This window comes from Mammaliicoccus sp. K-M42 (assembly GCF_022386375.1).
GTDB classification, from domain to species: domain Bacteria; phylum Bacillota; class Bacilli; order Staphylococcales; family Staphylococcaceae; genus Mammaliicoccus; species Mammaliicoccus fleurettii.
This window is the reverse complement of the sequence record NZ_JAJNIS010000003.1, coordinates 25,261-48,753: the sequence shown is the minus strand read 5'-3', so window position 1 is coordinate 48,753 and position 23,493 is coordinate 25,261. Positions and strand designations below refer to the sequence as shown.

General features: G+C 31.8%; 22 protein-coding genes. 15 read left to right on the top strand and 7 right to left on the bottom strand.

The annotated features are described in order from the left end of the window. Nucleotides 1-2 precede the first annotated feature (2 nt). On the top strand, nucleotides 3-503 hold the full coding sequence (locus LQ668_RS02995; protein WP_078356983.1) for a MogA/MoaB family molybdenum cofactor biosynthesis protein: 501 nt from the start codon (nucleotides 3-5) through the stop codon (nucleotides 501-503). Here the strand turns inward: LQ668_RS02995 and moaC are convergent, their stop codons facing one another. After that, entirely contained in the window at nucleotides 504-983 is a 480-nt protein-coding gene (gene moaC / locus LQ668_RS02990; protein ID WP_107509241.1) for a cyclic pyranopterin monophosphate synthase MoaC, read from the bottom strand. Nucleotides 984-1,051: 68 nt separating this feature from the next. Here moaC and LQ668_RS02985 point away from each other — a divergent pair, with 68 nt between their 5' ends. From LQ668_RS02985 to moaA, 6 genes are read left to right on the top strand one after another with little or no spacing between them, the layout of a single operon-like run. Beyond that, a complete protein-coding gene (locus LQ668_RS02985) occupies nucleotides 1,052-2,311 on the top strand; it encodes a molybdopterin molybdotransferase MoeA (RefSeq protein WP_107509242.1) in 1,260 nt (419 codons plus the stop codon). Further along, entirely contained in the window at nucleotides 2,308-2,769 is a 462-nt protein-coding gene (gene mobB, locus LQ668_RS02980) for a molybdopterin-guanine dinucleotide biosynthesis protein B (protein WP_078356980.1), read from the top strand. Before LQ668_RS02985 ends, mobB begins: the two co-directional genes overlap by 4 nt. A gap of 8 nt (nucleotides 2,770-2,777) precedes the next feature. Further along, a complete protein-coding gene (locus LQ668_RS02975) occupies nucleotides 2,778-3,227 on the top strand; it encodes a molybdenum cofactor biosynthesis protein MoaE (protein ID WP_078356979.1) in 450 nt (149 codons plus the stop codon). Continuing rightward, nucleotides 3,227-3,460 carry a molybdopterin converting factor subunit 1 gene (moaD, locus tag LQ668_RS02970; protein WP_078356978.1) on the top strand — a complete coding sequence of 78 codons (234 nt, stop codon included), beginning with the start codon at nucleotides 3,227-3,229 and terminating at the stop codon, nucleotides 3,458-3,460. The genes LQ668_RS02975 and moaD overlap by 1 nt, the downstream gene beginning before the upstream one ends. 7 nt (nucleotides 3,461-3,467) lie before the next feature. After that, nucleotides 3,468-4,061: a molybdenum cofactor guanylyltransferase MobA gene (mobA, locus tag LQ668_RS02965; protein ID WP_078356977.1), complete on the top strand. Its 594-nt coding sequence runs from the start codon at nucleotides 3,468-3,470 to the stop codon at nucleotides 4,059-4,061. Between the two features lie 27 nt (nucleotides 4,062-4,088). Next, nucleotides 4,089-5,111 carry a GTP 3',8-cyclase MoaA gene (moaA, locus tag LQ668_RS02960; RefSeq protein ID WP_239775895.1) on the top strand — a complete coding sequence of 341 codons (1,023 nt, stop codon included), beginning with the start codon at nucleotides 4,089-4,091 and terminating at the stop codon, nucleotides 5,109-5,111. 110 nt (nucleotides 5,112-5,221) lie between these two features. On the opposite strand, the gene LQ668_RS02955 is transcribed toward moaA, so the two are convergent. Continuing rightward, the gene (locus tag LQ668_RS02955) at nucleotides 5,222-6,262 is read right to left on the bottom strand and encodes an SDR family oxidoreductase (RefSeq protein WP_107509243.1); all 1,041 of its coding nucleotides are present in this window, start codon (nucleotides 6,260-6,262) and stop codon (nucleotides 5,222-5,224) included. 149 nt (nucleotides 6,263-6,411) lie between these two features. On the opposite strand from LQ668_RS02955, the gene LQ668_RS02950 reads away from it, so the two are divergent. From LQ668_RS02950 to LQ668_RS02935, 4 genes are all read left to right on the top strand, one after another. Continuing rightward, nucleotides 6,412-7,611, top strand: coding sequence for a putative multidrug effflux MFS transporter TcaB (locus tag LQ668_RS02950; RefSeq protein WP_078356974.1), 1,200 nt, complete (start codon nucleotides 6,412-6,414; stop codon nucleotides 7,609-7,611). 437 nt (nucleotides 7,612-8,048) lie between these two features. Further along, nucleotides 8,049-9,299: a lipid II:glycine glycyltransferase FemX gene (locus LQ668_RS02945; protein WP_078357094.1), complete on the top strand. Its 1,251-nt coding sequence runs from the start codon at nucleotides 8,049-8,051 to the stop codon at nucleotides 9,297-9,299. A 114-nt stretch (nucleotides 9,300-9,413) separates the two neighbouring features. Further along, nucleotides 9,414-12,566, top strand: coding sequence for an efflux RND transporter permease subunit (locus tag LQ668_RS02940; protein ID WP_107509245.1), 3,153 nt, complete (start codon nucleotides 9,414-9,416; stop codon nucleotides 12,564-12,566). A 164-nt stretch (nucleotides 12,567-12,730) separates the two neighbouring features. Next, nucleotides 12,731-13,891, top strand: a complete 1,161-nt coding sequence (locus LQ668_RS02935) for an aminotransferase class I/II-fold pyridoxal phosphate-dependent enzyme (RefSeq protein WP_107509246.1) — start codon at nucleotides 12,731-12,733, stop codon at nucleotides 13,889-13,891. A 65-nt stretch (nucleotides 13,892-13,956) separates the two neighbouring features. Here the strand turns inward: LQ668_RS02935 and mspA are convergent, their stop codons facing one another. Both mspA and LQ668_RS02925 read right to left on the bottom strand, forming a co-directional pair. Further along, the gene (gene mspA, locus LQ668_RS02930; RefSeq protein ID WP_078356970.1) at nucleotides 13,957-14,277 is read right to left on the bottom strand and encodes a membrane stabilizing protein MspA; all 321 of its coding nucleotides are present in this window, start codon (nucleotides 14,275-14,277) and stop codon (nucleotides 13,957-13,959) included. 15 nt (nucleotides 14,278-14,292) lie between these two features. Then, nucleotides 14,293-14,460, bottom strand: coding sequence for an SE1832 family protein (locus tag LQ668_RS02925; protein WP_016911506.1), 168 nt, complete (start codon nucleotides 14,458-14,460; stop codon nucleotides 14,293-14,295). Nucleotides 14,461-14,508: 48 nt separating this feature from the next. Between LQ668_RS02925 and ybaK the strand changes: the two genes are divergently transcribed. After that, nucleotides 14,509-14,991: a Cys-tRNA(Pro) deacylase gene (ybaK, locus tag LQ668_RS02920; RefSeq protein WP_107509247.1), complete on the top strand. Its 483-nt coding sequence runs from the start codon at nucleotides 14,509-14,511 to the stop codon at nucleotides 14,989-14,991. Nucleotides 14,992-15,095: 104 nt separating this feature from the next. Further along, nucleotides 15,096-16,007: an AEC family transporter gene (locus LQ668_RS02915; protein WP_078356968.1), complete on the top strand. Its 912-nt coding sequence runs from the start codon at nucleotides 15,096-15,098 to the stop codon at nucleotides 16,005-16,007. A gap of 675 nt (nucleotides 16,008-16,682) precedes the next feature. On the opposite strand, the gene LQ668_RS02910 is transcribed toward LQ668_RS02915, so the two are convergent. The 3 genes from LQ668_RS02910 to LQ668_RS02900 all read right to left on the bottom strand — a co-directional run bounded on the left by LQ668_RS02910 (nucleotide 16,683) and on the right by LQ668_RS02900 (nucleotide 19,378). Further along, on the bottom strand, nucleotides 16,683-17,468 hold the full coding sequence (locus tag LQ668_RS02910) for a glucose 1-dehydrogenase (protein ID WP_078356967.1): 786 nt from the start codon (nucleotides 17,466-17,468) through the stop codon (nucleotides 16,683-16,685). Nucleotides 17,469-17,497: 29 nt separating this feature from the next. Then, nucleotides 17,498-18,355: a GRP family sugar transporter gene (locus LQ668_RS02905; protein WP_107509248.1), complete on the bottom strand. Its 858-nt coding sequence runs from the start codon at nucleotides 18,353-18,355 to the stop codon at nucleotides 17,498-17,500. 156 nt (nucleotides 18,356-18,511) lie between these two features. Then, nucleotides 18,512-19,378 carry a GNAT family N-acetyltransferase gene (locus LQ668_RS02900; RefSeq protein WP_107509249.1) on the bottom strand — a complete coding sequence of 289 codons (867 nt, stop codon included), beginning with the start codon at nucleotides 19,376-19,378 and terminating at the stop codon, nucleotides 18,512-18,514. Nucleotides 19,379-19,520: 142 nt separating this feature from the next. Between LQ668_RS02900 and LQ668_RS02895 the strand changes: the two genes are divergently transcribed. Continuing rightward, nucleotides 19,521-21,656: a DNA topoisomerase III gene (locus LQ668_RS02895; protein ID WP_078356964.1), complete on the top strand. Its 2,136-nt coding sequence runs from the start codon at nucleotides 19,521-19,523 to the stop codon at nucleotides 21,654-21,656. A 192-nt stretch (nucleotides 21,657-21,848) separates the two neighbouring features. Next, on the top strand, nucleotides 21,849-23,183 hold the full coding sequence (locus LQ668_RS02890; RefSeq protein ID WP_107509251.1) for an NCS2 family permease: 1,335 nt from the start codon (nucleotides 21,849-21,851) through the stop codon (nucleotides 23,181-23,183). The last annotated feature ends 310 nt before the right edge of the window (nucleotides 23,184-23,493 follow it).

Sequence of the window (23,493 nt, the reverse complement as noted above, 5' to 3'; positions counted from 1 at the left end):
GGATGAGTGTCATTGATAGAATAGACGGAAATATAAATGTAGCTATTTTGACTGTGAGTGATACGAGAACGAAAGAGACTGATAAAGGTGGCCAGCTTGTTCAGCAACATTTGAAAAATTTAAACGTTGAGGTTCATAACGATCATTATAAAATTGTTAAAGATGATATCATACAAATTCAAAATCAAATTAATAAGTGGTTGAATACAGATGTTGATGTCATCATAACTACTGGTGGAACTGGTATAAGTCAAAGAGATGTAACGATAGAAGCGGTTAAACCATTATTAGATAAAGAAATTGAAGGTTTTGGAGAAATATTTAGATACTTAAGTTATACAGAAGATGTAGGATCTAGAGCATTACTTTCGAGAGCAATTGCTGGAACTAAAGGAAGACAAGTCATTATATCCATCCCAGGATCAACAGGTGCTGTCAAGTTGGCAATGGAAAAGCTCATCACTAAAGAAATCAATCATTTAGTACATGAGCTTAATAAGTAATTATTGTCGGTTGAAGTCGCCATTAACGCCACCAGATTTATGTGATAGATATGTTTCGCCGATTATCATACCTTTATCAACAGCTTTACACATATCATAAATTGTTAAAACAGTAACACTAGCAGCAGTTAATGCTTCCATTTCTACACCTGTTTGGCCTTTGGTCTTAACAGTAGCAGAGATGTTTAATGTGTATGTCTTATCATTATCCCAGTCAAATGAAATATCAATGCCGGTTAATTGGAGTGGATGGCACATCGGTATAAGTTGGCTCGTATTTTTAGCAGCCATAATACCTGCAATTTGTGCAGTACCGAGTACATCGCCCTTTTTATTTGTTGCGTTTTGTATTTGGTTATAAATTGTTTGATTAACTTTAATACTAGTGTTTGCAATTGCAATACGCGTGCTTGTTTCTTTATTAGAGACATCAACCATTTTTGCATGGCCTTGCTCATTAAAATGTGTAAAATCAGACACTATAATCATCCTTTCTTAAAAATATTATAACATGTAAGCAAAGAAAAAATGACAAGGAGTGCTAATAAATGGCTGTTGAAATGCGAACACCAATACCTGTTAAAGAAGCGATAGAACGTGTTATAAAAATAGTGAAACATAAAGAAGTAAGCACGTTACCAATTGAACAAAGTTTAAATTCTATATTAGCTGAAGATGTAAAAGCGAGGTATGATATACCTAGATTTGATAAATCACCTTATGACGGCTTTGCTATTAATAGTAAAGATTCACAAGGAGCTAATGGTAATAATAGAATTCAATTTAAAGTTATAGATCATATTGGAGCAGGAACAGCTTCAGATGTCACAATAAAAAATGGCGAAGCAGTTCGAATTATGACTGGAGCACCGATACCAAATGGTGCTGACGCAGTTGTAATGTTCGAGCAAACGACAGAAAATGAAAAAGGATTTACGATACGCAAGTCTTTTAAACAAGGTGAAAACATCGCATTTAAAGGTGAAGAATGTAAAGAAAATGACATTGTATTAAACAAGGGTAAACTTATTAATAGTGGAGTCATTGCTGTCTTAGCTACATTTGGATATCAAAATGTGAAAGTTTATCAAAAACCAACAGTTGCCATTATTGCAACTGGAAGTGAATTAGTAGGTCCAAATGAACCTTTAGAACCTGGAAAGATAAGAAATTCAAACGGTCCAATGATTGAATCATTATGTAGAGGGATTAACATTGAAGCAACTACATATCAAATACAAGAAGATAATCTCAAAGGATGTATAGATATAGTTGAAAAAGCAATGTCAGAGCATGATATTGTGATTACAACTGGTGGTGTATCTGTAGGAGATTTTGATTACTTACCTAAAGTTTATGAAGCTATCGGTGCAAATGTATTATTTAACAAAGTACAAATGAGACCGGGAAGCGTAACAACAGTAGCTTATAAAGACCATAATATATTATTTGGTTTGTCTGGTAATCCATCTGCATGTTATTCAGGGTTTCAATTGTTTACAAAGCCGACTATCCAGAAAATGATGGCAGCTCAAGAAGTTTACCCGGTTATTATTGATGCTATACTTGCTGAAGATTTTAAGAAAGCTAACCCGTTTACGAGATTTATAAGAGGTAAGGCTCATTTCACTAATGAAGGTGTATATGTAGAGCCATCTGGTTTCAATAAATCTAATGCAATTGTCGCTATTGCAAATAGTAACGGTATGATTATTTTACCTAGTGGAACAAGAGGGTATGCTAAAGGTGATACTGTAAAAGTATTACTAACCGATCATCTATCATATGAAAGTGAATTAAATCTATGAAACAATTACAAGTAGTAGGATATAAAAATAGTGGTAAGACAACTTTAATAAATGAATTAATTAAAGTTTGTCATGAAAATAAAATGACTGTATCTACTATCAAACATCATGGCCATGGTATAGAAGATATTTCAATGAACCATAAAGAAGTTGATAGTTTATCATTCATATCAAGTGGTGCAGAGGAAAGCATTGTATTAGGTAAACAATTAATAGAAAGAGTTACTAAAGTAGATAAATCACTACAACAGATAATAGATGAGGATTTATCTATTGAACCAGATATACTGTTGATTGAGGGATTTAAACACGAGAAATTTCCAAAAGTACTTTTACAAAATGGGGAAAATGGGTTAGAGCATGAACTGCAAAATGTCATTTATATACTAAATGCTTTTGATAAAAAGGAAAACAAATCATTTATTGACTGGTTTCAAAATTGGATAGAAAAAGAGTAGGTGAACAAATGAAGCAGTTTGAAATTGTTAACGATCCTATCAATCCTGAACAATATAGAGAATGGACGTTAAATGAGAAGCAAGGCGCAGTAGTTGTATTCACAGGTCACGTTCGAGAATGGACTAAAGGTATTAAAACAGAATATTTATCATATGAAGCTTATATACCAATGGCTGAGAAGAAATTGTCACAAATTGGTGATGAAATATATGAAAAATGGCCAGGAACGATTGTTGCGATAGCACATAGAATTGGGGAGTTACAAATTTCTGATATTGCTGTTGTCATTAGCGTTTCTTCACCGCATAGACAAGATGCGTACGAAGCAAATGAATATGCGATTGAAAGAATTAAAGAAATTGTACCCATTTGGAAGAAAGAAATATGGGAAGATGGAGAAGAATGGCAAGGAAGTCAAAAAAAATACCATTCTTCAATTAAAATGGAGGGTGAATGATGAAAGTATTGTATTTTGCTCATTTAAAAGAAATAGTAAACACAAATGAGGAGCAAATCTCTCTTAACAATGACTACTCTGTGTTAAAATTTAAGCAATATTTAGTTGAAAAGCATCCTGAACTAGAAACTGAAACTTTTCAACTTGCTGTAAATGAGGAATTTGTGCAAGATACTGCTATTGTATCTGATAAAGATATCGTTGCACTTATTCCACCAGTCAGTGGAGGGTAAAAAGAAAATGATAGCAATAATTCTAGCTGGAGGAAAATCCAGTAGATTTGGTTCACCAAAAGCATTAGCTACAATAGAAGGAGAAGTCTTTTACGAAAAAATCATTCAAACTTTAAATCAAACTAATTTATTCGAAAAAGTTGTCATAAGTTCTAGTGATGATTTAAAAGATTCTTTTAACAACTATCAAGACATTGTAGTAGATTTGCCTGAGTATGAGAACAATGGACCTTTAGGAGGTATTTACAGCGTGATGAAGAAGTATGATACAGAATGCTACTTTGTTATTGCATGTGATACACCAAAAATAACAGAAAAAGCAATAAGTTATTTGTATCAATTTTTTATTTCGCGCGTAATGGAAGAACAGTTAGATATTGCTGGATATGAAGTTGATGGTAAAAAGATGCCGACATTAGCATTTTACAGTCACCGTGTAGAAGAGGATATTAAAGATGCTCTAGATCAAGAAGAATTTAGAATGAAAAAAATATATCAAAATAAGCCTTCACAGTGGTTAAATGTAGAATTTGTTAATGATCCAACAAACTGGTATCAAAATATTAATTACATTGAAGACCTAGAAAAAAACGAACTTTAGCTATTGTTTAGGTAAGGAGGCGTTACGATGAATCAACCTATCAAAGATAAAGTAGGAAGACCGATTAGGGATTTAAGAATTTCCGTTACTGATCGTTGTAATTTCCGCTGTGATTATTGTATGCCAAAAGAAATTTTTGGTGATGATTTTGTATTTTTACCTAAACAAGAATTGTTAAGTTTTGAAGAAATTGTACGTCTTTCTAAATTGTATAGTTCTTTAGGTGTTCAAAAAATTAGAATTACTGGTGGAGAGCCACTGCTAAGACGTAATTTATATAAATTGATTCAAGAATTAAACAACATAGAGGGCATTGAAGATATTGGGTTAACGACAAACGGCCTTTTGTTAAAAAAACATGGTTTGAATTTGTATAATGCGGGATTAAGAAGGGTCAATGTTAGTATTGATGCATTAGATGATAACTTGTTTAAATCAATAAATAATCGTAATATATCCGCTTCTCAAATACTTGAACAAATAGATTACGCAACAAGTATTGGTCTGAAAGTCAAAGTTAATGTTGTTATTCAAAAAGGTGTTAATGACCAAGAAATATTGCCACTTGTACAATATTTTAAAGATAAAAATATCATTGTGAGATTTATTGAATTTATGGATGTAGGAAACGATAATGGATGGAACTTTGATAAAGTGGTGACGAAAAAAGAAATGCTGAATAAAATTGAATCATCATTTGATATTGAACCAGTTGATTCAAGTTATTTCGGTGAAGTTGCAACTTACTACCGTCATAAAGACAATCATGCCCAATTTGGGCTAATAACAAGTGTGTCAGCATCATTCTGCTCCTCTTGTACGAGAGCAAGAATTTCTTCAGACGGTAAATTTTATGGATGTCTATTCGCTGAGAAAAATGGATATGACATTAAGTCGGAACTACGCAGCGATAAAACAGATGTTGAATTATTGGCTACTTTGAAACATTTGTGGAATATAAGAGCTGATAAATATTCAGATGAACGTACAGAAGCCACTGTTGCAAGACGTAAAAATAATAAAATTAATATGAATTATATAGGTGGATAAAAAGTATATAATTTACATTATAAATAACTCGCCAATCCGTATACTGTAAATAACGGATTGGCGAGCTTTTTGTTCAATACATATATCATTCTGTCTGATATCTTCAACGACTACTTATTAAAATACTTTCCTATTATCATATCTAATGTATCTTCAGAAAGTTTTAAAGTGCTTTGTCCTGCTTTTTGCATCATTGCTGCTGTATTATCATCATTAAATTCTATTGATTTCGAGAAATATGGCGCAAATACATCAATAAAACTATTAAGCACTCTTTCATCATCTGTGATTGTGTTGATTTCAGAAAGTGGGGCAACTTCTAATTGTTGAAAGTCTAAATGTTTTTTTATTGTTTGGAATATAAATTCATTCGATGGTGGATGATTATTTGTAGCATGATATATTTTATGGTTTTCAGCGTAATCACTAGCTACAGTTAATACGTCAACAACATAATCGACTGGCACAAAATTTGAAGTATGGCTCGCATTTCCAAACAGTCTATAAATTTTGTTGTCATGTTGTCTTTCTATTTTTCTTTTGAAAACTTTTAATGCTTTCATAAAGCCATATAAAGTAAAGTTTGAATCTGCTTCTCCAGTTTTAGAGTCTCCTATAACAATGGCTGGTCTAATAATTGAAGTTGCCATCGTTTCTCGTTGTGCTACGATATGTTCTGCTCTTATTTTTGTAGCTTCGTATGGATTATGTGTAGGTGACTCAAGTGAATGTAATGTTTCTTCGGCTTTGTTTTTCTCTCCGACTGTATAGGCTGTTGATACATAAATAAAATGTTTAGTATGTAATCGTTCAGCTAAATCCAAAGCATGTTTTGTTCCAATGTAGTTGATTTGATAAAGTTCATTTGCTAATTCAAAGTTGAATTTGACTAATGCAGCTAAGTGATAAAACTTATCCATTTGAGGTAAATTACTTATGACTTGATCATTAACTCCACAAAATTCATTTGTAATGTCCCCGTGAATAAAATGGATTCTTGAATGAAATTGAGGGTCTAATTTTTCTAATAGTAATGTTTTTTTCTGTTCAGATCTGTATAAAATGTAAAAATGTTTCTGTGCATCTTTTGAAAGTGATTTTATTAATTCAGCACCTACAAAACCCGTTGCACCAGTTAAAAAGATGTTCATGATTCCACTCCGATTCTAAGTTTCTTATTATATTTTGAATGATGACATAGTGAAAGTAAAGCAATTTAATAATTGATTATATTTACATTGCCTTTTGAATTTTGATAAGCATATAATGAAAGGTAAGAGTGATAAAAGGAGCGTATTTCATGAATGAACAAAAGATGACAAAGCCCTCACTATTTTTAATAGTGATTTTAGGTTTATTAACAGCATTTGGGCCATTTTCGATTGATATGTATTTACCAGCGTTACCTGAAATTAGTCACGACTTTGATACGACAACTTCTAATACTCAGTTAACATTAACATTATTTATGATTGGTCTAGCGATTGGACAAGTCTTTGTCGGACCACTTTCAGACTTTATTGGAAGAAAAAAACCACTAATGGTTGCTTTAATTGTTTATACGATTGCATCAGTTTTATGTGTGTTTGCACCGAATATATACATCATGATGGCACTTAGATTTATTCAAGGATTTACAGGTGGAGCTGGAGCGGTTATTTCCCGGGCAATATCAAGCGACTTATATAAAGGTAAAGCACTGACGAAATTTTTAGCTATATTGATGTTAGTGAATGGTGTAGCGCCGATATTAGCGCCAGTATTAGGAGGCGTTATTTTATCATTTTCAACTTGGAAAATGGTGTTTATTCTTTTGACAGTGTTTGGATTAATTATGTTTAGTTTGTCATCAATCAAATTAACGGAATCTTTACCGGAAGAGAAACGTTCATCAGGCAGAATAAGTGAAGTTTTAAATGATTTTAAAAACTTGTTACAAAGTCCAAAGTTTTTATTACCTTTATTTATTCAAGGTTGTACATATGCATTACTTTTTAGTTACATATCCGCTTCATCATTTATCACACAGTCTGTATATCATATTTCACCACTCGCATTTAGTTGGATGTTTGCTTTTAACGGACTTGGATTAATATTATCAGGACAAGTCATTAATAAACTAGTTGATTATTATGATGAACACTTATTAATGCGTTTATTCGGTATGATACAAATAGTAGGTGTTGTCATTGTGTCAATAACTTTGATAAATGGATGGCCACTATGGCTGTTAATAATTGGATTCTTTATTCTAGTTAGTCCGGTTTCAGCAATTGGGACGACTGGATTTTCGATTGCTATGGCTAACAATAAAGGCGGGGCAGGTAGTGCAGCTAGCTTATTAGGATTATCTCAATTCTTATTTGGTGGCTTAGTATCACCGTTAGTAGGGATTAGAGGAGAACAGGATGTATTTCCTTATGTGTTTACGATTATTATTGTGTCTATTTTATTGATAATATTATATTTCATAAATAGTAGAGTTTTTAGAACAACGTAATAGAGATAAGAAACGCGCATTTTTTAAAAGGCGCGTATTATTTATTTAAACTTAATTTGCATAAACATTAACGTAAACACTTTGAATAATTAGTGATAAATGGATTAATGCTATAATAGTACTGAGAATGGCTATAAATAAAACGGATTTTCGAGCATTTTCAAGTATAAATACGATGCTTAATAAGAATGTAAAAGCTACAACTATAATACGATAACTTAAATAATTAATAGTGACATCAAAGTTAAGGCTAATGATAATCAATATAATATTTAGGATAATAAAAAATGATAGAAATAATTGTCTCATGTATTTCAATCCTAACTGTATGGTTTATGAAACAAGTATAACAAATAATGGGCTTTTGCGTGAAATTGTAGTATGTTTCATTGTATAATTGAGAGACGAATTGATAAAAAGGAGATTTATAAATGACGATAAAGAAAATGAATATCACTCATGAGCAACATGATGAATTTGTAAAGCAACATCCAAATGGTGATATGTTGCAACTTACAAAGTGGGCAGAATCCAAAAAGCTTACAGGTTGGTATTCTCGTCGTATTGCTGTTGGTGACGGCGAAACGTTAACAGGAGTTGCACAACTATTATTTAAAAAAGTACCAAAATTACCATATACTTTATGTTATATATCTAGAGGATTTGTTGTGGATTATAAAGACGAAACTTCTGTTAAAGTACTTTTTGAATTGTCTAAAGAGATGGCAAGACATGAAAAAAGTTATGCAATCAAAATTGATCCAGATATAGAAGTGGACCAATCAGAAGGCGTACTTGAGTATTTAACTTCTTTAGGATTTGAACATAAAGGATTTGAAGATGGATTAAGTAAGACTTATATTCAACCACGTATGACAATGATTACTAAAATTGATCAATCTGAAGAAGATTTAATGCAAAGTTTTGATAAAAGAAATCGCTCACGTGTAAGAAACTCTTTAAAACGAGGAACAGAGTTAATTATCGGGAATCGTGATGATTTAAAAATCTTCGCTCAAATCATGGAAGAAACAGGAGAAAGAGACAACTTCTTAACGAGAGATGTGTCTTATTTTGAGAATATTTATGATCACTTACATCCTGATGGAGACTGTGAACTATTTTTAGTGAAAGTTGTACCTGATAATGTGTTGGAGGATTTATTTAAAGAAAGAGATGCATTATTAGAAGAAAAAGAAAAACTTGAAGGTAGAAGACAAACTAAAAAAGTTGTTAACCAATTGAATGATGCTGATGAAAAATTAGGTAATTACGAAAAGCGTATTCAAGAAATGGAAGAATTAAAAGAGAAAAAGCCAGATGGTGTTTATTTATCTGGTGGAATACTTATCTTCTCCGGTAAGAAATCGTATTACTTATATGGAGCTTCATCTAATGAATATCGTGAGTTTTTACCAAATCACCGTATGATAATCGAAATGATGCGTTTTGCTAAAGAAAAAGGTGCTGATAAATTTGATTTTGGTGGTACAGACAACGACCCAGATCAAGATCACGAACATTATGGTTTATGGGCATTCAAGAGAGTATGGGGAACATACTTAAGTGAGAAGATTGGTGAGTTCGATTATGTACTGAACAGACCATTATATACAGCAATAGAAAAGGTTAAGCCAGCTTTTACAACTTATAAGCGAAAAATAGAAAAGAAAATCAAAAGAAACTAATATAGATTAAAAGCACTAAAACTTTAAATTTTAGTGCTTTCTTTCTGTAAAGGTGTTATTACAATGAAATTTAATATAAAATAATTTACAAAAGTAGAAATAGGAGGAAATTGAGTGGTCCAAAAAATGATTAAGTTTTCGCTGAATAATAAGTTCGCAATTTTGTTAATGACGATTATTATATTGCTTGGTGGAATATATTCAGCTTTTAAAATGAAACTAGAGTTATTACCGGATGTAACGACACCTGTTATTACAGTTACAACACCTTATCCAGGAGCAACGCCTGAAAGTGTTTTGGAGAATGTAACTGAACCAGTTGAGAAAGAAGTACAAAATCTGGAAGGTGTACAAAATGTAACAAGTCAATCTTTAGAAAATGCTTCAGCAATTACGTTAGAATATACATACCAAACAGACATGGATGAAGCAGAAACAGAATTAAGAAAGAAATTAGAGGCACTTGATTTACCAGAAGGTGTACAAGACCCTGACATGAGTAGAATGTCTATGTATTCATTCCCAGTCGTAAGTTACTCTATTTCTGATAAGAACAATAATTTAGAAAAAGCTACAAAACAAATGCAATCAGACTTAATTCCGAAGCTTGAAAAAGTTGATGGTGTACAGAGTGTTTCATTATCTGGTCAAACTTTAGAAGAAGTCAATTTAGAATTTGATCAAAATGAATTAACAAAACGCGGCATGAGTGAAGATGAAGTACTACAATATATTGATGGTGCGACAAAAGAATCACCACTGGGCTTATATACTTTTGGTGATGATTTAAAATCTATTGTAGTTGATGGTAGATTTACTTCAATAAAAGCATTAAATGATTTAGAAATTCCAATGACTGGTGGCGCGTCTAGTGGAGGCCAACAAGCTTCACAAGGTGATGCAGGTCAAGCACAACAAGCTAGTCAATCAGGTGATGAAGAATCAAGCGCATCTCCAAGTATCCCATCTGTTAAATTATCAGACATTGCAGACGTGAAAAAAGAGAAAAAACGTGACTCAATCTCTAAAACAAACGGTAAAGATGCATTAGCATTACAAGTTACAAAGGCAACTGATGCAAACTTAGTAGACGTAGTAGATAACGTAGATAAAGAAGTAGGAGCATATAAAAAAGATCATAAAAATATAGAATCTGTTCAGTTAATGGAAACAGCATCTACGATCAAAGATTCAGTGTCTACCATGGTAGAAAAAGCTTTAATTGGTTCAATCGTGGCAGTTATTATTATCTTATTCTTCTTAAGAGATATTAAGTCTACCATTATAGCAATGGTTTCAATTCCAATGTCATTATTAATGGCATTAATAGGATTAAAGGCAATGGATGTTTCGCTCAATATTTTAACATTAGGAGCATTAACAGTTGCAATTGGACGAGTTATAGATGATTCCATTGTTGTTATAGAAAATATATATCGGAGAATGTCAGATAAAGGTGAAACATTAAGAGGTAGTAAACTCATAACAAGTGCAACAAAAGAAATGTTTATTCCAATCATGTCTTCAACTATCGTTACAATAGTTGTGTTCTTACCATTAGCATTTGTAACAGGTCAAATAGGTGAAATGTTTAGACCATTTGCTTTAGCAGTTGCATTTAGTTTATTAGCTTCACTGCTTATAGCATTAACTATTGTACCTGTGTTATCACACATATTCTTTAGAAATGGTATTAAAAAGGCGAAGAAAGAAAAAGGTCAGTGGTTAGCGAATAAATATAAAGGTATTTTGAAATGGAATTTAAATCATAAATGGTTAGTTATCTTATTGAGTATAGTACTTGTAGTTGCAAGTATTGCACTTGTATTTACACCTTATATAGGTAAATCATTCATTGATACAGGCGAAGACAAAATGTTAGCTCTCACATATAAACCATCTCCAGGTGAGAAAGAAGAACAAGTAATAAAAAATGGAGAACAAGCTGAGAAATATTTATCAAAAGATAAAAATGTAGAGTTTGTACAATACAGTGTAGGTGGGGAAAATCCATTCAATCCATCTGCTAAAAATGATATGGCTTTAATGGTGAAGTATGATAAAGACACACCTAATTGGGATAAAGTTGGTAAAGATGTAATGGACCATGTAGGCTCATTAAACCATAAAGGTGAATGGAAACAACAAGACTTTTCAACTGGTGGAACAGCTAATGAAGTTTCAGTGAATGTTTCTGGACCATCTACAGAATCAATAGAAGGAACAGTTAAAGATGTTGAAAATGAAATGAAGAAAGTTAAAGGTGTTGAAAATGTTAGTTCAAACCTTTCAGAGTCATACGAGCAATACGATGTAAAAGTGGATCAAAATAAAGCGAGTAAGCTAGGACTATCCGCAGGTCAAATAGCAATGACGCTTAATCAAACAACTCAAGATAAAGTTGTAACTAAATTAAATGATGATGGTAAGTCTATTGATGTAAAACTGACTAAGAAAGAAGAAACAGATTGGTCAGAAGAGAAGTTGAAAGATACAAAAATCACTTCACCATTAGGAAAAGATGTTACATTGAGTGATATCGCAACACTAGAAAAAACAACTTCACCGGATACAATTACTAGAGAAAATGATAAAATCTCAGTATCTGTAGATGCTAAAATTACAGCAGATGATGTTGCAAAAGTAACAACAGATGTAAATCAAAAAGTATCAAATATCGATACACCTTCTGATGTAGATTTAAATGTTGGTGGTACGAATGATGATATTAATGAAGCAATAGAACAGTTAGTATTGGCAATGGCGGCAGCAATTCTTATTGTCTACTTAGTTATTGTATTAACATTCAAAGGTGGATTAGCACCATTTGCTATATTATTCTCATTACCAGTATCTATAATTGGTGTAATCGTCGGACTATTAGTAACTCAAGAAACGATCTCAGTACCAAGTATGATCGGTATGTTGATGTTAATCGGTATCGTTGTAACCAATGCTATTGTATTAATTGATAGAGTAATTAATATGGAACAAGCAGGAATGTCAACAAGGGAAGCATTAATTGAAGCGGCTGGTACCCGTTTAAGACCTATTCTCATGACTGCAATCGCTACAATAGGAGCACTAGTGCCACTATTATTTGGTGGAGGTAGTTCAGTATTAATTTCTAAAGCATTAGCAATTACAGTAATCGGTGGATTAATTTCATCTACAATTTTAACTTTACTTGTAGTACCAATCTCTTATGAAATTATTATGAAATTTAAAAAGAAAATATTTAAAGGTTCTAAAGAACAAATAGACTAAACTTTAACCTCTCAATCCGCTTGCTGGATTGAGAGGTTTTATATTTTCTATTATTTATTTCTTAGTACGTTAATAAGAAAAAGCTTGTACGACTTTCATACTTTGATAGAATATATTCATATACAATTTTAGTCAGAAAATTTTAATTTTGAGGAGTCGTTACTGTGCCGATATCAAAACTATTATCAGAAATACCAGACAGTTACTTTGGAAAGACAATGGGGCGTAAGGTTGAACATGGTCCACTACCTCTTATAAATATGGCTGTAGGAATACCTGATGGTGAAACACCTAAAGTTATTGTTGATGAGTTTATTAATGCTATTCAAAAAACTGAAAATCAAAAATATGGTGCATTTCATGGTAAAGATGCTTTTAAACAAGCTATCGTTGATTTTTATAAAAGGCATTATGATGTGACGTTAGATAAAGAAGAGGAAGTATGTATTTTGTTTGGTACGAAAAATGGATTAGTTGAATTACCTCTTTGTGTTGTTGAACCTGATGATTATGTATTATTGCCAAATCCAGGATATACAGATTATTTAGCTGGTGTATTACTTGCTAGAGCCAAGCCGTATTCTTTAGAATTAACTTCTGAAAATCACTACTTACCTATATGGGATAATGTAGAGGATGAAATTATAGATAAGACAAAACTTATTTATTTAACGTATCCAAACAATCCGACTGGTTCTGTAGCTAGTAAACAATTTTTTGATGATACTATCAATAGATTTAAGAATAGTCAAACGAATATCGTACATGACTTTGCGTATAGTGCATTTGGATTTGATAAGAAAAATCCAAGTATTCTTCAGTCAGAAGGTGCAAAAGACACTGCAATAGAAGTATATTCGCTGTCTAAAGGTTATAATATGTCAGGTTATAGGGTTGGATTTGCAGTAGGTAATAAAGAAATGATAGCTGCCTTGAAAAAGTATCAAACACATACTCATGCTGGTATGTTTGGTGCTTTACAAGATGCTAGTACGGTCGCTTTAAATGAATGTGATGATTTTCTTATTAAGCAAAATGAAATTTTTAAAAACAGAAGAAATAAATTTGAAGCATCTTTAAGAGAAGCCAATTTACCTTTTGAACCAATGAAAGGTGGTATATTCTTATGGTTACAGACTCCTCCTAATTATGATGGAGAAGTGTTCGTCGAATATCTCTTGAAAGAACAATCCATTTTAGTGGCACCAGGCATTCCGTTTGGTGATAATGGGAAGAACTATGTAAGAATATCATTAGCTTTAAGTGATTCAGCATTGTCAGAAGGTGCTTCAAGGTTACAAGAACTTGCTCATTTATATAAATAAAAAAGGAGTGGAACAGAAATCTAATTTTATAAAAAAGATTTCGTTGTCCCACTCACAATGTCATTCTAAAAAGTAATAAATAATAATATGACATAAATAATAAGTATGAATATTGTCATATAATTCAATAACTTGGTTGCTTTTTTATCTTTAATTCGATATTTGAATGCTGTAATTTCTATGTTAATGACTAAACAAACAAGAACTGCTACAATCCACCAAATTTGTATGGAGAATCCAAACACGATACTTCCAAGAAATACTATAAGCATGAGTCCCATTATGAATCTTAAAGCTTGAGTAAGCATTGTATGTAGTTGATATATACTTAAATAACTTATAATAAGATAAGTAAGGGTAAATAATAAAAGTATGAGAATTAACATAATGTTTTCCTTTCGTTAATCTTGATTTAATTGAGAGCGTACTTTGCTGATTTCTTCTTCTATTTGAACAAGTTGTTTTTCTAATAAATCAGTTGCATGACCAGTAGACTCTCTTTTTTCTAAATCATTTTGTATACGTACGTAATCATATTTTAGTTCAGAAAGTTGTTGGTTTAAATCCATTTTAAACACTCCTTTTAAATTAAAATTATCATTGAAGTAGGTGATAAATTGAAAAAAGTAAAAACTAACGCAATGCGTATTCTTGATCAATATAATATATTTTATCATACTCATGAATTTAAAATAGGAAAAAAACATTTAGATGGTCATCAAGTGGCTAATTTAATTCAGAAGCCAGAAAACCAAGTATTTAAAACACTTATATTTATGAACAACAAAAGTGAATATTTTGTCTTTGTTATACCTGTAGTTGAACATTTAGATATTAAAAAAGCAAGCAAAGCTGTTGGACAGAAGAAAATTGAGCTTCTACCATTAGAACAACTTACAAAAGTAACTGGATATGTAAGAGGTGGATGTTCACCAATAGGCATGAAAAAATCATTTCAAACTGTAATTGATTTAAGTGCTGAATCACTATCCTCGATTATAATAAGTGCAGGTAAGCGAGGATATCAAATAGAACTAAATCCACATGATTTAGACAAAGTTTTGAACGTAAGCTTTGATAATATTGTTAAGGATAACTAAACTAATTTTAGTATAAATTATTAATATTTCAAACAAAAAGTGTGCATAGAATTTAAACAATTGTTAATATATATAAATGTGAGTTTGATGAAAGAAGTGATAAAGTGACAGAAAAATTTATAATGATAATTTTATTAATTGCTTTAGGTTACGTATTAAAGAAAATGAAATTCTTTAAAGCCTCGGATGGCAATGTGCTAGCAACACTTGTATTAAATGTTACTTTACCTTCATTAGTAATAGTAAATTTAAATGGGTCTGATTTAGATTTATCTCTAGGTTGGTTGCCTATATTGATGCTCTTATATGGAGTTATCGCAAAGCTTTTAGTTATATGGATGTTCAAGAAAAAGTATAATAACCAAATTCGAGGTACAGTTGGCATGATGGCAGCATCTGTAAACATAGGATTATTTGCTTATCCACTTGTAGCTCAAATTTGGCCAGAAAACGGGTTGCTATACTTTGGTATGTTAGACATTGGTACAGCAATTATTATGTTCGGTGTAACTTACTTTGTAGGAAGTTACTTTAATGATGGTGGAGATCAATTTGATTTCAAAAAAATGGTGTTGAATTTATTTAAGACAGTTCCACTCATGACATATATGCTTATGTTTATATTAAATATAATGAGTATTAAAATTCCTGGAAAAGCGATAGATTTCTTTGAAGTGATTGCAAATGCGAATATGCCGCTTTCTATGATATTACTTGGTTTATTTTTAAACTTTAAAATAGAAAAAGCATACTTGCCAATCGTTGTTAAGTACTTATTATTCCATTATGGATTTGGATTATTAATGGGCTTACTCGTGCATTTCTTCTTACCAGTTGATGATCCAATGATTAAAACAACGTTATTAATTGGTTGGTTATTACCTATTGGTGTTTCAGTATTATCATATGCTATTACATTTAAATATAAGACATTGCCAATTGTAGGAATGGCAACAAATTTAAGTATCGTTATTTCCATCGTTATATTGTATGTATATCAATTTTTCTTTGTTTAATATTGAAAACAAATATTTGGTAAATTAAAAAATAGTAAACAACTTGGGATATAAATCCTAACTTAAAATAAATAAGCATATCACTTAACTGAACTTTTCAGTTTTACAGTGATATGCTTATTTTTTATACAATTTTACGATTTTGTACGTACATTTGCCAGAGGGTATGGTTCGAGCCTGTAGTCTCTCACGCATACTATTCCCTCAGGCGTCCGCACTACAAAATCGTTAGAAATATTTATTTTTATATAGAAAACAGGCGTCTCTAAGAGTTAGTTAAATGATTAACATTAAAATACTAGGACATTTATGTCAAAGGCAATTAATCTTAAGTGTCTATATTTACACAAGTAGAGAGAAGTTTAAGTATGGATATCTGTATTCACACAAGTGAGTAGAAGTGTAAGTATGGATATCTGTATTCACACAAGTGAGTAGAAGTGTAAGTATGGATATCTGTATTCACACAAGTAGAGAGAAGTGTAAGTAAGGATGCCTATGTTAACACAAGTCAGTAGAAGTGTAAGCAAGGGTATCCATTTTCACATAAGTGGAAAGAAGTGTAAGTAAGGATACCTATGTTAACACAAGTCAGTAGAAGTGTAAGCATGCGCATAAAATAATGCCAACAAAGTCTTAGACTTTGTTGGCATTATAATGTTACGTATTAATGAATTAACCTTTACCGCCCATAAATGCAGGGTAGTTAGTCATACCACCATCAACATAAAGTGTTGTACCATGGATGTAGCTTGCTTGTTCTGAAGCAAGAAATGCATTGATGTTAGCTACTTGATCCGCTTCACCAATTTCATTTAAAGGAATCATTCCTAATGTTTCTTCTCTAGTTGCTGGGTCAGAGAATTTCTCGCGTGTATGTTCTGTAACAATTGCACCTGGAGAAACATTATTAATTCTTATTCCATTTTTACCATATTCCATAGACATTGTTTCCATCATCAATTTTAAACCGCCTTTACTTGCAGCATAATTGACATAGTTTGGCCATGGAATAACGTCATGCACACTAGCAGTATTAATGATTTGACCTTTAATATCATGTTCTAAATAATAATTAATAACTTCTCTACTTCCGATGAATGCACCAGTTAAATTGATATCAATAACTTTAGACCATTCAGCTAAGCTCATTTCGTGTGATGGGATTGGTTTTTCGAAACCGGCGTTATTAATGAGTACATCAATGCGTCCAAATTTTTCATGTGTTTGTTGTATTAAGTTCTTAATATCTTCTTCTACTGAAACGTCTGCTTTAATTGCGATTGCATCAGCACCAGAATCTTTAATTGATTGAACAACTTTTTCAGCTTCTTCAACATGATCTAGATAACCAATCACGACTTTTGAACCTTCTTTACCGAAACGTTCTGAAGTTGCTTTACCAATACCACTGTTACCACCAGTAATAATGACAACTTTATCTTTTAAATCTTCATACATATTAAACACTCCTATATTTTTAATTGAATCTACCCTTTAGCTGCACCAATAATGAATGCTGCTATTATAATTAACACTATACCGATCCAGATAAATGTCATTTGACGTTTTGTTTTTTGTTCTCCTAATAAGAATATTCCACCTAAAGTAGATACAATAACTAACATTTGTGAGAATGAGAAACTTGTACCCACACCAACTTTTGGTTGTGAGATGAATAAGAACATATTACCTAATGCCCAAACAATACCTGGTAATAAATTAAATGCTGTATATTTCACTGTAGGCTTATGTTTGAATGATAAAATAATACCACCAATTACCATACCAATTGATTGAGGGAACAATGCATCCCAACCTTCAACTCCAAATACTTGACCAATTACAACATAGACAACATAACCAACTGTTGAGATAAGTAAAATTGGAATAGCTTTACCGATTTTTTTAGAATTACCACTGTTTCCAGAACCTTTTTTCTGAACAGAAGTAAAGATTACACCGACTATTAATAAGGCTAAGCCTGATAAACCAAGTGCTACTTGAGTTCCTGTAGACCATTCTCCTAAAAATGCTGCGCTGAATAATGTTGTTCCAAGTAATTGTAAACCTGTGGAAATAGGCATTGTAATTGAAACACCAACTAATTCAACACTTCTAAGTTGAAATCCTTGTCCTAATGCCCAGAAAGCACCAGAAACCATACCGATAATAACTGTAGTAGCAGTAAATTGGACATCACCAAATGCAAATAGGCATAATCCAATGATGAACGCCCCGATAGTAGTACCTAATATTTGGTTATAAGGACCTCCACCAACTTTTACGTTGATTAATACTACACTTCCCCAGAACAATGCTGGTAACAGAGCTATAAGATATTCCATACACACGACTCGCTTTCTCTATTTATTTGTATTTTAAACAGTACCCGTGTATTATACGCGCGAAACAAATTAGTTGTAAAACATACAGCTCACTAAATATTAATAAAGGAAAGAAGCTGAGATCATTTTTTATGTCTCAGCTTCTTCATATGTCCTTTAAAAAGGTCTTACATATTTAAAATGATGTGTTTCATTAACAATTTTAAAACCAACTTTTTCATAAAGAAGTTGTATTTGTTCATGTTTTTTACTATCTACATATATTCTTACAGTTTCAACATCATCATGCGTGAAAGCTTTATTTGTCGCAAAATGAATCATTTGAAAGGCAATACCTTGCTTCCTATAATCGTGATGAGATGCCAAATTAGGTATTGTTGCTAATTTTTTAGGTATATCAATAGATAAATATATATAACCTTTAACAAGGCCTTCTGCAATATATAAATATAGAGCATGATTTTCACCAAGAGAGTTAACAATATCTCTTGAACTAATATCACTATGTTTAAAATTATTAGAGTGCAACTTATCAAATGAATAATAATAGGGTTTGCTATAAGGTGTCATTTGATGTTGTTTATCTATTGGAAGAGGTGGTTGTTGAATTTCTAATGTGTACTGCGTTTCTACATATCCAGCATGAAGTCTTTTAAGTTTACTATTGTTAAGAATGTGGTCTTTATGTAGTGATATATGACAATATTTTATATCACGATGATTATTGAGTAACATTTCCCAAATTTCTTTTAACGCATTTAAAGTTTCTTCTGTTGTATCATTAACAATTGGTCCCCAAACATTGACAGTCTCATCATCAATTTTTTCAAATCCTAAAATTCCAATAATATTATTGTTGTCTTCGATATAGTAGAAAGATTGTTCATTAAATTTACTTGTTAAAGCAGACTTAATCTCTTCTATATCTGTAGGTATATACTCAATGTAATAATTATTTTGAAGATTTTTTTCATATAAGTAAGAGGTGATAGGGTCTATTTGCTTAAGTGGCAATATTTGCATGACAGTCACTCCTTTATTTTTCAACGATTATTTTATTCTATTATACGATTAAACGAAAAATTATAAAAGTTTTTGATAGCTTTAGAACAGTTTTTATTCATGTTATAATGACACGAATGAAAAAAGAATGGGTGAAATGAATATGAAAGCATTAGTTCTTGCAGAAAAACCTTCAGTTGGTCGTGACATAGCTAAAGCATTAGGTGTGCACGATCAAAAGAAAGGATATTTTGAGAATAAACAATATATCGTAACATGGGCATTAGGGCATCTAGTAACAAATGCAACACCAGAAGAATATGATAAAAAGTTCAAAGAATGGAATTTAAATGTCTTACCTATTATTCCAGACTATATGAAACATGTTGTTATTAAGAAGACAAGAAGTCAGTTTAATACAGTTCAACATCTTATGAAACGTGATGATGTAAATTCAATTATTATTGCGACAGATGCTGGTAGAGAAGGGGAACTTGTTGCTAGATTAATTATTGAGAAAGCTAAAGTGAAAAAGCCATTGAAACGTTTATGGATTAGTTCAGTTACTGAAAAAGCGATTAAGGCAGGTTTTCAAAACTTAAAACCTGGGGCAGCTTACAACAATCTTTACCAAGCTGCACTGTGTAGAAGTGAAGCAGATTGGATAGTTGGAATAAATGCTACGAGAGCATTAACAACTAAATATGACGCACAATTGTCATGTGGGAGAGTTCAAACACCAACATTGAATCTTGTTCAAATGAGACAAAATGAAATACAGTCATTTAAGCCGAAAAAATACTATCAAATGAATGTTGATATAGATGGATATAAATTCAAATGGGTAACTCAAAATGGAGATAAAACATTTGATTCAGAATTAATAGAACAAATAAAACAAAAAGTACAAAATAATACGGGAACAATTGAAAATGTTTATAAGAAAAAGAAAACAAAGTATCCACAAAAATTATATGACTTAACAAGTTTGCAACAAACAGCGTATCAACGATATAAAATGAGTGCAAAAGAAACATTAAATACTATGCAGTCTTTATATGAGCAGCATAAAGTATTAACTTATCCAAGAACTGACTCAAATTATCTAACTGATGATATGGTTTCTTCATTAAAAGAGAGAGTCTCTTCTCTAAGTGCAACATCATTAAAGTCTTACGCAGTACCACTACTTAAAAAACAAATAAAAGCTGGAAAACATTTTGTAGATAATAATAAGGTGTCTGATCACCATGCTATTGTACCAACTGAGGTAAGACCTAACATGGATCAATTATCACCTAGAGAAGAAAAAATCTACATGATAGTTGCTGAAAGATTTTTAGAAGTATTATTACCACCATATCAATATGAAGAAACTACAGTAGAATTAACTTGTGAAGGTGAGAAGTTTAAACTTGTTCAAGAAGTAGCAATTGAATTAGGCTATAAAGCAATTCACCAAGAAAAAGCAATTGTTAAGGAATTACCATTTGATGAACAACAACGAGTTAAAATTCAGAACTTGAACATTACAAGCAAGGACACAGAGCCACCAGCATACTTTAATGAAGGAACGTTACTTAAAGCTATGGAATCACCACAACTTTTCTTCAAACTTAAAGATAAAAAGATGGCTCAAACTTTAAATGAAACAGGTGGTATTGGAACTGTAGCAACAAGAGCAGATATTATAGAAAAGTTATATAGCTCTAATGTTATAGAAGCAATTCAAGGAAAAATTAAAATTACGCCTAAAGGTAAACAATTATTAAACTTAGCTCCAGAACAACTGACTTCACCTGAACTTACTGCAAATTGGGAAATGAAATTAAACCAAATTGAAAAGGGTAAGTATTCAAAAGAAACTTTCATGAAAGAAATGCGAGGGTTTACTCGAGAAATTATTGGAGATATTAAAAATAGTGATGATAAATTTAAACATGATAATATTACGACAACAGAGTGTCCAACTTGTGGAAAATTCATGCTTAAAGTAAAAACTAAAAATGGTCAAATGCTCGTATGTCAAGATCCAACTTGTAAAACTAAAAAGAATCAACAACGACAAACAAACGCAAGATGTCCAAATTGTAAAAAGAAATTAACTTTATATGGTACAGGAAAGAAAGCAACTTATCGTTGTGTATGTGGTCATACAGAAACACAAGAACACATGGATGAAAGACTGAAAAATAAAAAGACTGGCAAAATAGGCAAGAGAGAAATGAAACAATACATGAAGAATGAAGAAGTAGAAAACAATCCGTTTAAAGATGCATTAAAGGATTTGAAATTCTAATATAGTTCACCCGTACTTTTAAACATAAGTACGGGTGTTTTTCATATTATGAAATTAGAGCACAAAAGCTTTGTAGGGTACATAACACGAACATAGATAATTTAATTTTAATAAATGTTCGTAAAAAGTATTGATTTTTAATGTACTGAGTAATACAATGTACAGTGTTGAAATTAAAAAAGGAGTCTTACTATGAAACGTTACTTTAAGTTTGATGAATTGGGAACTAATTATAAAAGAGAAATATTAGGTGGTTTAACAACTTTCCTTTCAATGGCATACATATTAGCCATAAATCCATCAATGCTGAGTTTAGCAAGTGTTGAGAACATACCTGATTCAATGAGAATGGATCAAGGTGCTGTATTTGTTGCTACTGCTTTAGCTGCTTTAGTAGGTTGTTTGTTTATGGGTATTATCGCTAAATACCCGATTGCATTGGCACCAGGTATGGGATTGAATGCATTTTTTGCATTTACAGTAGTATTAACTATGGGAATACCTTGGCAAACTGGATTAACAGGAGTACTATTCTCTGGACTTATATTTGCAGTATTAACGATGAGTGGTTTGCGAGAAGTGATTATAAATGCAATTCCATTTGAATTAAAGATGGCTGTATCAGCAGGGATAGGTTTATTTATTACTTTTGTAGGATTACAAGGAGCAGGTATTGTACAAAAAGAAGATTCTACATTAGTTACTCTAGGTTCAATACATAACCCAGAAGTATTACTCGCAGTATTTGGTATTATTATCACTGTTATTTTGATGGCTAAAAAATTACCAGGTGCAATATTTGTAGGTATGGTATTAACTGCTGTAGCAGGTTTAATTACAGGATTAATCGCTATGCCAGATAGTATTATTGGAAAAGTACCAAGTGTAGCACCAACATTCGGAGCATCTTTTGAAGCATTTGGAGATTTATCTACTATATTTAATGTACAATTCTTAATAGTTGTATTAACTTTCTTGTTTATAGATTTCTTTGATACTGCAGGTACATTAGTTGCAGTAGCAAATCAAGCAGGTTTAATGAAAGATAATAAATTACCAAGAGCAGGGAAGGCTTTATTCGCAGATTCATTAGCAACAATTGTAGGTGCAATTTTCGGGACGTCTACAACTACAAGCTATATTGAATCAAGTGCAGGTGTAGCAGTAGGGGCAAGAACTGGATTTGCAAGTGTTGTAACAGGTGCTTGTTTCTTAGCAGCATTATTGTTCTCTCCATTAATGGCAGTTGTTACCAGTGCAGTAACAGCGCCAGCACTTGTGATCGTTGGTGTGTTGATGGTAAGTAACTTAGGTAAGATTGATTGGCAAAAATTTGAGATCGCAGTACCTGCTTTCTTAACAATGATTATGATGCCTTTAACATATTCAATTGCGACAGGTATTGCTTGCGGATTTATTTTCTATCCTATTACAATGATAGTAGCAAAAAGACATAAAGAGATTCATCCTATAATGTATGGTTTATTCTTTGTATTCGTCGCATATTTCGTATTTGTTCATGGTTAAAATATAAAAATCATGTTGGTAGCTCTTAGAACTACCAACAGAGTGTCGGCAAAGTCTTAGAACTTTGTTGGCATTTTTTAATACGCATGCTTTCCGCGGGCATACAAGAGGTACGTTATCAGCAGATCTAGGCAAAACTGCTGATAAGCGTAGTGTTAAAAGCAGATCTAAGCAAAACTGCTGATAAAGGTAGTGTTAAAAGCAGTTCTAGGCAAAATTGCTGATAAGAGTAGAATTAAAAGCAGATCTAAGCAAAACTGCTGATAAAGGTAGTGTTAAAAGCAGTTCTAAGTAAAACTGCTGATAAGGG

Excerpts from the sequence above, each read along its gene's own strand:
- mobB (WP_078356980.1), top strand. The coding sequence starts at position 2,308 with ATGAAACAATTACAAGTAGTAGGATATAAAAATAGTGGTAAGACAACT.
- mobA (WP_078356977.1), top strand. The coding sequence starts at position 3,468 with ATGATAGCAATAATTCTAGCTGGAGGAAAATCCAGTAGATTTGGTTCA.
- LQ668_RS02900 (WP_107509249.1), bottom strand. The coding sequence starts at position 19,378 with ATGCAAATATTGCCACTTAAGCAAATAGACCCTATCACCTCTTACTTA.
- LQ668_RS02950 (WP_078356974.1), top strand. The coding sequence starts at position 6,412 with ATGAATGAACAAAAGATGACAAAGCCCTCACTATTTTTAATAGTGATT.
- LQ668_RS02975 (WP_078356979.1), top strand. The coding sequence starts at position 2,778 with ATGAAGCAGTTTGAAATTGTTAACGATCCTATCAATCCTGAACAATAT.
- LQ668_RS02905 (WP_107509248.1), bottom strand. The coding sequence starts at position 18,355 with ATGGAATATCTTATAGCTCTGTTACCAGCATTGTTCTGGGGAAGTGTA.
- moaD (WP_078356978.1), top strand. The coding sequence starts at position 3,227 with ATGAAAGTATTGTATTTTGCTCATTTAAAAGAAATAGTAAACACAAAT.
- LQ668_RS02955 (WP_107509243.1), bottom strand. The coding sequence starts at position 6,262 with ATGAACATCTTTTTAACTGGTGCAACGGGTTTTGTAGGTGCTGAATTA.
- LQ668_RS02895 (WP_078356964.1), top strand. The coding sequence starts at position 19,521 with ATGAAAGCATTAGTTCTTGCAGAAAAACCTTCAGTTGGTCGTGACATA.
- LQ668_RS02925 (WP_016911506.1), bottom strand. The coding sequence starts at position 14,460 with ATGGATTTAAACCAACAACTTTCTGAACTAAAATATGATTACGTACGT.
- mspA (WP_078356970.1), bottom strand. The coding sequence starts at position 14,277 with ATGTTAATTCTCATACTTTTATTATTTACCCTTACTTATCTTATTATA.
- LQ668_RS02890 (WP_107509251.1), top strand. The coding sequence starts at position 21,849 with ATGAAACGTTACTTTAAGTTTGATGAATTGGGAACTAATTATAAAAGA.
- moaA (WP_239775895.1), top strand. The coding sequence starts at position 4,089 with ATGAATCAACCTATCAAAGATAAAGTAGGAAGACCGATTAGGGATTTA.
- LQ668_RS02910 (WP_078356967.1), bottom strand. The coding sequence starts at position 17,468 with ATGTATGAAGATTTAAAAGATAAAGTTGTCATTATTACTGGTGGTAAC.
- LQ668_RS02995 (WP_078356983.1), top strand. The coding sequence starts at position 3 with ATGAGTGTCATTGATAGAATAGACGGAAATATAAATGTAGCTATTTTG.
- LQ668_RS02985 (WP_107509242.1), top strand. The coding sequence starts at position 1,052 with ATGGCTGTTGAAATGCGAACACCAATACCTGTTAAAGAAGCGATAGAA.